Source organism: Eubacterium sp. AF22-8LB, assembly GCF_003458715.1.
Taxonomy (GTDB): domain Bacteria; phylum Bacillota_I; class Bacilli_A; order Erysipelotrichales; family Erysipelotrichaceae; genus Holdemanella.
This window is the reverse complement of record NZ_QRVI01000019.1, coordinates 38,396-44,805: the sequence shown is the minus strand read 5'-3', so window position 1 is coordinate 44,805 and position 6,410 is coordinate 38,396. Positions and strand designations below refer to the sequence as shown.

Genomic DNA, 6,410 nt, shown 5'->3' with positions numbered 1-6,410 from the left:
AATCAGAAGTGTACATTCTTAAATGATCATTTATGTACATATTTAGATTATCATTTATATAGTTTGTTATAAGATAAGAATAAATGTTGAAGAGGCAATTTTACAAACATATTTTAAAGAATATAAAAAATATAAGAAAAACACCTATAAGCTTTTTCCATATATATTTTGAGAAAAAAGGTTAATCTTTTATGTTCTAAGAGGGCATATAATTATGAAGTGTTATAAATTTATCATAACACTTTTCTAAAGTTACAAATATAGCAAATTATTCTGTTTCAATTTATCTTTGTCAAATTATCTTCGTCAAAATCAAAATATATCATCATAAGCGAAACCCATCTATTATTTATAGATTTTTGATCAGATTTTTACTTAGAAGATACGTAAATACGTCAACTTCTCGTGATTTATAAACATCTATAATTTCAAATGATTTAAAAAAGTCCAAATGGCTTTAAATAAAGCTGAAATGCAACGAATGTAGTTTAAAGAGTCGTGATAAATACTTTGTGGGGTTTTTAGAATCGTTAATAGGTAGGGCATAGAAAAATATGAAATGATAGTAATTGCGATTGAAATAACGAGTCCTAAAATTAAAGAAGCCGCGACGCTTTTCTTTAATTCATCTTCATTTCTTGACCCAAAATAACGAGCTGTAACAATACTAAAACCAGTGCCACAACCATTAGAAAACTGTACAATCAATTCAAAGATTGCGGCAGTGGCCCCCATGGCAGCCAGTGCATTGTCTCCTAAAAAATGTCCAACTAATACAGTGTCAATTGTATTATAGAGTTGTTGAAATAGATTGGAAAAGAAAAGTGGGATCACAAAGAAGAGTAGTCCTTTTGCGATGCTTCCTTGCGTTAAAGAATGATTTTTCATGAAACAAGCCTCCTTTTTGAATATAGAATAAACCATGTGACTAAAACAATACCTTTTATGATGCTAGAAACAGAAATAGCCCACCATACTCCATTAACCCCTAAGAAATGTGAGAATACAAGAGCCATAGGAATTCTTGCGGAAGTAAAGACAATGGAAACAATACTTGGAGGTAATGTTTTACCTAATCCGTTAAACGCTCCTTGTGTAGCAATTTCTATGCACATAAAGAGTTGAGAGAATCCAAGTATAACTAGATAGTCAATTCCATATGGAAGGATATTAGGTTCGTGGATAAAACAAGAAAAAATAGGACCAGGAAGGAAAATTAATATACATGAAGTAAGCAATCCCCATAAACCAACGACAAGCATTCCAGTTTTATAACCTTTTTGAACTCGATTATAGTTTTTTGCTCCATAATTTTGCGAAGTGAACGCATTGATAGATGCACTAAATCCATCGGCAGCCATCCATGAAATGGATTCGATTTGAGATCCTACTTTTTGAACGGCAACACTTATAGCTCCAAAGCTAGAAATTAAACGAGCAATGTACATGGAAATGCATGTAAATAACATGCTCTGAATAGAAGGTGGGAAGCCTATTTTTAAAATTTTAGATATGTGAGTTTTATCTGGTTTTGATAATAACTGTATTTCTTGAAATAAATCTAATTTTTTAGCATCATATAAAAAAACTAAAGTAACAATAATTTGAGCAATAATGGTTGCAAGAGCTGCACCAATGACTCTAAGGTTACAAACAAAAATCAAAACAGGATCTAAAATAAGATTTAAAACTAAACCTGTTGTGGTTGCGATAAAAGTACTTTTTGAATGACCTGCAGCCGTTAAAATACCCGTGAAGATTTGATTCACAAATGAGAAAATAATAAAACCACATGTAATCCATAGATAATTTTGTGCGTCTTGAATTATTGTTGGATCTTCCAAATTGAAGAGTTGTATTAAATTTTTTTGAAAAACAATAATAATGATTCCATAAATCAACGCAAACAATATTGAGCTTTGAAAAGCGGCTTCAATATAATTCTTTGTTTCCTCTTTATTATTAGCTCCTAAGCTTTGTCCAACTAATGCTTGAGAACCAATTTTAGGCATATTTACTAATCCATTTGCCAAATACATGAAATTTCCAGACACGCCAACACTAGCAACGGCGCCAGAACCCAAAAATCCAATCCATAACATATCAACTAGGTTATATGCCATTTGAATAAAATAAGTGGCCATGATTGGAATTGCCAGTAAACTTAACGATTTAAATATAGGGCCATGTAATAGGTCAACACTCTGATTTTTTTTCATACAGGAACTATTGTAGCAATTTTTTAATTATAAAACAAAAAAAAGAAATCTAAGAGATGCTTAAATTTCTTTTTGACATAACAAATAATTATTTATTGTATTCTTCTACAATTTGTACTGTTGCACTTGCACCAATACGAGTGGCACCAGCTTCGATCATTTCTTTTACTTCAGCGTAAGAATGGATGCCACCGGCTGCTTTTACTTCAACATCACTTCCAACGGTATCTTTCATCAATTTCACATCTTCTTTTGTGGCACCACCAGTACCAAATCCAGTGCTTGTTTTAATGAAATCCGGTTTAACTTCTTTAGCAATTTCAGCACATTTTTTGATTTCTTCCTTTGTTAGATAGCAATTTTCAAAAATCACTTTAATTCCTTTGTTTTGTTCGTGACAAATATTTGTTAGAGTTTCCATCTCCTCTTTTACTTTGTCAAATTTGCCCATTTTCACATCGCCAACATTTAAGACATAGTCAATTTCATCTGCACCATCTTTTAATGCCTCTTTCGTTTCGTAAGCTTTTGTGTTTAATCCACATTGTCCTAGTGGAAAACCCACAACACTGCAAACCATTACGTTTGTATCTTTTAGTAATTCCTTACAATAAGCAACCCATTCTTCGTTAACACAAACGCTTGCGGTATTTAATTCTCTTGCTTGTTGACAAAGTGTATCAATGTCTTTTTCTGTGGCAAATGCCTTTAAAAATGTGTGATCGAAATATTTATTGAATTCCATGATAACCTCCTATTTTTCGATATGTTTATCTATATATGAATATATTTCTGCTGGTGAATTTAAGCTTGCAATTTGATCAATACTCTTTTTCTTAGAGAAAATATTGAGCATATCATTTAATACATGAATATGTTTGGTTTTATCTTCTGCACAAAGTACAAGAATAATTTTGGCGTTTTGACCATTTAAAAAAGGAACGGGCTCTTTAAATGTACACATTGATACATCTAATCGATTTACGCCATTTTCAATCGCAGAGTGTGCTAGAACAAGATCATCAGCTAAAAACATATATAAGCCTTTATTTTTTTGATCATTTATGATGGCATTCACATAATCATTTGAAATAGAACCATCATCTAATAATGGTTTTGCTGAAATTTGAATAGCTTCTTCCCAGCTGACTTGTGAATTTACACATTGAATATGGGATCCTTTCAAAAAGTCTAATAAACCTCGATCATAAGTTTTATGAGGTACTTTTTGTACTTGTATACTTGAATAATAATCTTGTAGATTTTTATGGAAGTCATTTAATTGATCGGGATTAATATAATTTGATGCGATTTTCATAATATCATCAATTTGCATTTTTGCCTGCGGCTCAGTTGCCATGCAGTTTCTTAATATAGCTACACGATCTTGATCGGTTAGTATTGGGTGCACCATAATCAACTTTTGTTCATTTGGCAGCATAACCGTTGAAATAACAACATCATAATCGTGTTCTGGCTCATAACTGCTTAAAGGTAAGTTTTTAATTTCAGTTGCTTGAGGCACTAAAGTTGACACTTCTTGGCGTAACATATTTCCAGTTCCAATGCCATTTGGGCATATAATCAAGATTCTAAATGTGTGTTTGTTTGCTTTTTGTGTAGGCATAAAAGCTCCAAAATGCAGGGTTAGATAAGCAACTTCTGCATCCGAAATAAAACAATCAAGATTTTTAGATAATACATTGCAAGCACGTTTTGTTAATTCAAACAATTCTTCATATTCGGTTTTAATATTGTTAAGCATAGGGTTTCCTAATTGAATACCATATTTAAAACGATATAAAGAAGTTTTTAAATGCGCATTGATTGCATTGATCAATTCATCTTCCTGATCATAAAAAACATATGAAATCCTTTCAAATTCATGTACTAAAGATTTTGCCAATTCATATGTTTTATCTTCTTCCTTCATTACATTCACAGGAACAGCTTGCAGTCTAGATCCAAGAAGGTGTAGTGCAATATAAACTTGTTCATAGTCTTTTAAATCATTAAAATATTTATGTACCAAATTGTACTCATTTGTTTCAATAATTTCTTCTTCATCCATGTCTGAAAATGTAATAATGTCATTTCTATTTTGGATGGTTGAAATGAACATAGCTAAAGCAGGTAAGATTCCACTCACATATTCGGCATGCAATTCAGATTCAATATGTTTTAAGCAATTTAATATATCATAAAGTCTTTCTGAATCAAAAGCTTCAATAATGTGATTTTCATAGTAGTGCCAAAGGCTAGGGAACAGCATAAAAAAGACAGCTCTTTTTTTGATCGTATCTCCATGTATGTGATATCCTGTTTTTATACTATATGTAAGTTGAAGTGCATAATGACTTAAAAAAGCATCAACAGATTTTAAATCATTAATTATAGTGTTTCGACTAACTTGGCAAATATCGATAAAATCTTCGATATATAAAGGGCGGTTACGGGTAATTATAGAACAGATTTCAATACGTTGTCTTTCTTCAGGTGTAAAGACAAGTATACTTTCATTTTTTTTCTTATTTAATGTCTTTTGAATAGCCTGAACCTGCTCTTTATGAAGAATAATTCCTTTGCCGCGCTCTTGTATAATAGGATCGATATTATTATCGACCAGCCATTCGTTAATTTTAGAAATGTCATAATAGACGCTTCGTTTAGAAACTTCTAAGTCATCCGCAAGGTCTTGAACTTTTAAATAACCTGTTGTGTACATTACAATATTCAGGATTTCTGTACAACGTTTATCTAATGTATATGAAATAGACATAAGACTCTCCTTAAACCATACTTTCTTTTACTTTTTTATGATAAGGTGTGCCTTTTAAATTCTTTTTTGCTTTATTGAAATAATAATTTGCTTGTTTTACATCTGAAAGATATTGATATTGTAAACCAAGAAGATATTGTAAAATGCCTTGTTGTTGATCATCTGAATTTTTAGATAAAAGCTCATTCACAAATGAGATATCTTCGCTTTTTTTCTCAATCAAAATACGATATAACATACGATCATAAGCAACTTCATCTTCATTTCCTTTTCGTTCAATAATGTCTAATGATTTTTTAGATAATTCAACATTTTGATCGTCCAAAAAGTAAAAGTAAGTCAGACTAGCTACTTGATAAGCTTGGGAATTGTTTAAATTCTGTGACAACATGAATTCTACTTGTTTGGTAATTTCATGTGTATCTTGTTTAGACATATATGTACGTAGAATATTGTAATTTTTTTCATATGACGTAAATAATAAAGTATATAATGGGGCATTCATTTGTTGGATTGCTTCGTCATATTGACCTTTATATATTTTTTTAAGAATGGATTGCCACAAAAAGCTTCGAATAAAAAATGGAATGGCAATTGCACATAGAATAAGTGAAATTAATATAATTGCAGCTAAAAGACTCATATTCATAAAACTTAAAAACCCCTTTCATAACTATCTTTAAAATAACAATTGTTAAAGATTTTATCAAATCCAAATTTTTTCACGATAAACATCCTGCTTTGTGCAAGAAAAAGGATTTTTATGGACTTTATCATTATTTTGCACAAAAAAACACGCCTGTATATAATGATAATAGTGCAAAGCGCTTACAGACAAGGATAAAATATACATTTTGCACAATGTTTGTGCAAAACATTGTTCTTGTTTTTGAAAATCATTTCACAGATAATGCAAGTGTGAAGAGGAGAGATACGAGATGATTAAAGATTTGCTAAAAGTAAAAAATTGTTTTATTAAAGAAAGTGTAAAAGATTGGGAAGATGCAATTTGTGTTGCTTGTACACCAATGATTGAACAAGGATATTGTACAAAAGAATACGAAGATGCTGTTTTTGAAAACACAGAAAAATTTGGGCCCTATTATGTGTTATGCGAAAACTTGGCTTTAATCCATGCGAGCAATCAATCTGGTGTGAATGAAACACAGATGGCGGTTACAGTTTTAAAAGAACCTGTAAGATTCAAGCCTGATGGATATGATGTGCGAATATTAGTTACACTTGTTGCAAAAGATAATCATTCTCACATGGAAGGCATCCAAGCCGTTTCCAATATCTTCGCAGATGAATCAAAAGTGAATTCGTTACTAAATGCTTCAACTCCACAAGAGATATATAATATCTTTGTTGAAAATGTGGGATAAGCTAAGGTAACATAGAAGGAGAAAGAT

The 6,410-nt window shown here is 31.1% G+C and carries 6 protein-coding genes; 1 reads left to right on the top strand and 5 read right to left on the bottom strand.

Translation table 11 applies throughout. The features are described from left to right. Nucleotides 1-420: 420 nt before the first annotated feature. The 5 genes from DWY01_RS08160 to DWY01_RS08140 all read right to left on the bottom strand — a co-directional run bounded on the left by DWY01_RS08160 (nt 421) and on the right by DWY01_RS08140 (nt 5,647). Nucleotides 421-888 carry an MATE family efflux transporter gene (locus DWY01_RS08160; protein ID WP_199519930.1) on the bottom strand — a complete coding sequence of 156 codons (468 nt, stop codon included), beginning with the start codon at nt 886-888 and terminating at the stop codon, nt 421-423. Continuing rightward, entirely contained in the window at nt 885-2,219 is a 1,335-nt protein-coding gene (locus tag DWY01_RS08155; RefSeq protein ID WP_117995652.1) for an MATE family efflux transporter, read from the bottom strand. The genes DWY01_RS08160 and DWY01_RS08155 overlap by 4 nt, the downstream gene beginning before the upstream one ends. Before the next feature lie 88 nt (nt 2,220-2,307). After that, nucleotides 2,308-2,964, bottom strand: a complete 657-nt coding sequence (gene deoC, locus DWY01_RS08150; RefSeq protein ID WP_117995651.1) for a deoxyribose-phosphate aldolase — start codon at nt 2,962-2,964, stop codon at nt 2,308-2,310. Between the two features lie 9 nt (nt 2,965-2,973). Then, the gene (locus DWY01_RS08145) at nt 2,974-4,998 is read right to left on the bottom strand and encodes a BglG family transcription antiterminator (protein ID WP_117995650.1); all 2,025 of its coding nucleotides are present in this window, start codon (nt 4,996-4,998) and stop codon (nt 2,974-2,976) included. Between the two features lie 10 nt (nt 4,999-5,008). After that, nucleotides 5,009-5,647 (bottom strand): hypothetical protein, encoded by a 639-nt coding sequence (locus DWY01_RS08140; protein WP_117995649.1) that lies wholly within the window; start codon nt 5,645-5,647, stop codon nt 5,009-5,011. 289 nt (nt 5,648-5,936) lie between these two features. On the opposite strand from DWY01_RS08140, the gene DWY01_RS08135 reads away from it, so the two are divergent. Then, a complete protein-coding gene (locus DWY01_RS08135) occupies nt 5,937-6,383 on the top strand; it encodes a PTS sugar transporter subunit IIA (RefSeq protein ID WP_117995648.1) in 447 nt (148 codons plus the stop codon). The last annotated feature ends 27 nt before the right edge of the window (nt 6,384-6,410 follow it).

What these genes read in the sequence shown, in the direction of transcription:
- DWY01_RS08155 (WP_117995652.1), bottom strand. Translation starts at nt 2,219, where the DNA reads ATGAAAAAAAATCAGAGTGTTGACCTATTACATGGCCCTATATTTAAA.
- DWY01_RS08140 (WP_117995649.1), bottom strand. Translation starts at nt 5,647, where the DNA reads ATGAATATGAGTCTTTTAGCTGCAATTATATTAATTTCACTTATTCTA.
- DWY01_RS08160 (WP_199519930.1), bottom strand. Translation starts at nt 888, where the DNA reads ATGAAAAATCATTCTTTAACGCAAGGAAGCATCGCAAAAGGACTACTC.
- DWY01_RS08145 (WP_117995650.1), bottom strand. Translation starts at nt 4,998, where the DNA reads ATGTCTATTTCATATACATTAGATAAACGTTGTACAGAAATCCTGAAT.
- deoC (WP_117995651.1), bottom strand. Translation starts at nt 2,964, where the DNA reads ATGGAATTCAATAAATATTTCGATCACACATTTTTAAAGGCATTTGCC.
- DWY01_RS08135 (WP_117995648.1), top strand. Translation starts at nt 5,937, where the DNA reads ATGATTAAAGATTTGCTAAAAGTAAAAAATTGTTTTATTAAAGAAAGT.